Source organism: Nostoc sp. FACHB-888 (assembly GCF_014696655.1).
GTDB lineage: Bacteria > Cyanobacteriota > Cyanobacteriia > Cyanobacteriales > Nostocaceae > Nostoc.
On sequence record NZ_JACJQM010000327.1, the window covers coordinates 1 to 3,245 of the forward strand.

The 3,245-nt window shown below is 43.0% G+C and carries 3 protein-coding genes; 2 read left to right on the forward strand and 1 reads right to left on the reverse strand.

Annotated elements, in window-relative coordinates; all coding sequences use genetic code 11:
- On the forward strand, positions 1-673 hold a 673-nt coding region (locus tag H6G26_RS40140), incomplete at its 5' end, for a hypothetical protein (RefSeq protein WP_242054363.1).
- A 978-nt stretch (positions 674-1,651) separates the two neighbouring features.
- Positions 1,652-2,224 (forward strand): site-specific integrase, encoded by a 573-nt coding sequence (locus H6G26_RS40145; protein WP_347242603.1) that lies wholly within the window; start codon positions 1,652-1,654, stop codon positions 2,222-2,224.
- A 246-nt stretch (positions 2,225-2,470) separates the two neighbouring features.
- On the opposite strand, the gene H6G26_RS40150 is transcribed toward H6G26_RS40145, so the two are convergent.
- Positions 2,471-3,079: a hypothetical protein gene (locus H6G26_RS40150; RefSeq protein WP_242054365.1), complete on the reverse strand. Its 609-nt coding sequence runs from the start codon at positions 3,077-3,079 to the stop codon at positions 2,471-2,473.
- Positions 3,080-3,245 lie beyond the last annotated feature (166 nt).

The following is a 3,245-nucleotide window of genomic DNA, read 5'->3' on the forward strand; positions in this document are numbered from 1 at the left end:
ATTGGAGTTTTTTATGAATAAAATCGGTTTACTCATAGCCCTTGTTTTGATAGGTGCGGGTACTGGGGCTTGCCAGTCTGAAGGAGACAAGGTGGCTCAGGCAGAGAATGATTATGGAGCTAAGTTAACTGATGTGCAAAGCCAAAAAGATAAGGAAGTACAGGAGCAAATAAGGCAATATGTAGAGGAGACACCTAACTTATATAGAATAACTTGGAAGGTATGCGGAGATTATAGAAGTAGGAAGCGAGATGGAGTAAGATGTAGCGAAACTAAAATTCCCAAAACTAAAGGATATGTTGATCCCGTTTACGTCTGGGCAGCTAATGGGGTGCAGTTTGTTAATAAGCAACACTTTGTTAATAAATATTGGGCTACAGGATTGTTTGTCAAGTCTAAAGGATGCTTGAACTCAGGTAAGCCAGAACAAGAGCAATTTTATAATGTAAAAAATTTCACCAGAGATAAAACGAATCCTGTTCCTACCGCAGCAAACGTGAAGATTGAACCTCTGTCAAAGCAGGAAAAGCAAACAGTAGTAGAACTTGCCTTTAAGGACGCAGAAGTAGAAAATTATGCGCTGACAAAGTTCGGTGTGTCAGCAACCACAGGATTAATACCCACTGGGAAAACTTGCTTGACTCTTGAAGAATGGAAGAAGACGCAATCGTAAAAATCAGGCACAGTCGCTTCCTTTGATCGCAGTTCAGTCGCGGCGACTTCCTCCATCTCCAGCACAACCAACGCAAGTCTTGTCTTATTCTTTCTTAGATAAAGAAAATAAATTGAAGAAGAATTCAGAATAGCCGAATTCTTCTTCAATTTTTTCTGAGGCGAGATGCCACTTAGTTAAGATTGTGTCTTTGGGGCTACTTCCTAAACTGCTGTTACTATTGTTACCAGCAACTAAACTTAAAGTTTAGGCATTAGTCTAAATTATTACCGACCTATTGCATCAACCTTATCTTGGGAATCGCCTAAGTAGAGATCGATAAATTCGAGCAGCGTGGCTGTTGCTGTTGTGCCTTTCGAGTTGCAACAGGCGATAAACTGCTCCCACTTCCTTTGATCGCAGTTGAAAGATGCTAATTTTTTTTTCCGCCCTGTATTGCTCATGTTCACGTATCATCTAGGTAAGATTGGACTGTACACGCTTGTTAAATCGTGTAATTCGTCATGATAAATTACCTTGATGCTATCATCGCCAAATGTGTCAGCGCATTCTTCAAGCGATGGCGTACTCGCCCGCCGTAGGCGATCGCTTTTGTAAAGAGATGCTACTGCCAACGGCTACCATTAGCGATCAAAAATTATCTCAGGCTTAAACACTTGCAGGATTGCCTTATCTAATTTTTGATCACCGAAATAGTGCGGATAGTACTGAGTAAAAAATAATTGCATTCAGGATAGGGAGTCTGTAGCCCTACTCAAAAGCTAGCTACGGGTAGCGTCTCTAAGAGTTGCCCCTGCTTTTCAGCCCTGGGAAAAAAAATAAATATTAATTTCGAGATTATTACACGAGAAATAATGCATCCTTGCTTCAATCCCCTAAGATAAATCTTAGCGGTTACTCAGCACTTAGCACTCCAAAACTTAAAACTGTTTTGTTCTGATCGCTGATAGGATGATTAACTATCGGGGGTTCGGGGCTGTGAAAATTGACCGTCACGGGAAGGCAAAGGTTTTGTCGCCGGAAGAAATCCAGCGTCTGTTTACTTTGGGGTTAACCACAGTCCGGGATAAAACACTTGGTGCGGTGATGCTTTACACTGCCTGCCGTGTTTCCGAATGTGTCACCCTGAAAATTCCAGATATTTATGACAGCAGAAGGCAAGTCAGATCAGAACTGAACATTCGCAAAGGCAGCACGAAGGGGAAGTTGTCCACTCGTACAATTCCTGTGCTGGATGATCTGCGGCATCACTTGGAACTGTATAAACCAAAAATATCAAATGATAGCTATCTTTTCCCAGGACGCTGGGGGCGCGGCCATTTGCATGAGGATTATGCAGCACTGATTTTTCGGAGAGGGTGCAAACTAGTAGACATTGAAGGCGCAAGCACTCATAGTTGCCGGAGAACTGCACTGACGTTGATGAGCAATGCAGGAATTCCACTGAGAGTAATTCAGCAAATCAGCGGACATCGAAATTTGGAGCAACTGCAAGAGTATCTCGACGTTGAACCCGATCAAGTTCAGCGATCGCAGCGTTGTCGATGCTGACCCCGGTGCTAAAAGATGGTAGCGAAAATGATAGCACTGTTGAAAACAATACTAAGTTGAGGGCGGATTTCTAGATCGGAAAATATAGCAAAGACGATCTAGACAGGAGTTATTCCAGATAAGGGATACAAGTATTTTCCCAAAAAGCCATTGACAATTCCATAGGCAACATTTCAAGCGAAAGCCACTGATAAAAATGACGCATAGATTGCTCTTTATTTACGTAACTCAGTCGCGGCGTAGGCTTTATCCCTCCATCGGCAATACCTCTTCACTTAGCAAGCTGTAAAATTCAGGAACTTGAGATTCGACAAGTCGCAGTTCATTTGCCGCGATCGCTTCAAGTTCCAGCACCGTCTCCCAGCGCAAATCCTCAACCAATCGCTTGAGAATGCCTTTAATTGCGTCTACTCCACGAGAAATGCTAGAGCGAAGTATTTCTACGCAATGGAGTAGCGTAATGCGATCGGTCGGAGGCGACTCAAATTCGGTAGTATCCTCCCCTTGGCAATGGGAGTTCCCTATAGCATCAAGGGGGGGGATGGATACGGGCTGCTGATTTGGGTTTGCACTATACACAGCAGGGGTTTGGGGAGCATAATAGGTTCGATTTTCTTTTTGATTACGCTTCGTTTCACGATGAGCAATTACATGCATTGCAAATTCCAATTGCTCTTTATCTAAAGAGAAAAGTTTCACCTGTTGACCACGTTTACCCTGCTTACGGAAAGTCAACTTTAGCCCCAGTTGCTCTACTAAAGTGGCCAGCAACCAAATAGGTTTACAGTCTAGGGGAATAGTAAACCCAAGAATTGCTTTGACGTGAGCAGCACAATGTATAGCGATGTCCCTCATCTTCAGTAAAGTGGCATCGTCGGCGGTAACTTCATCACCCCTGACTAAAGAAGTGAGAATTTGATCTTGCGGGGAGACAAAATACCCTGAAAAGCTTATAGATTAAAGAATGTGGCAATTTATGGTAAAACAAAAAGAGCCTTTGTTTGCAACAAGCTCTATCTAA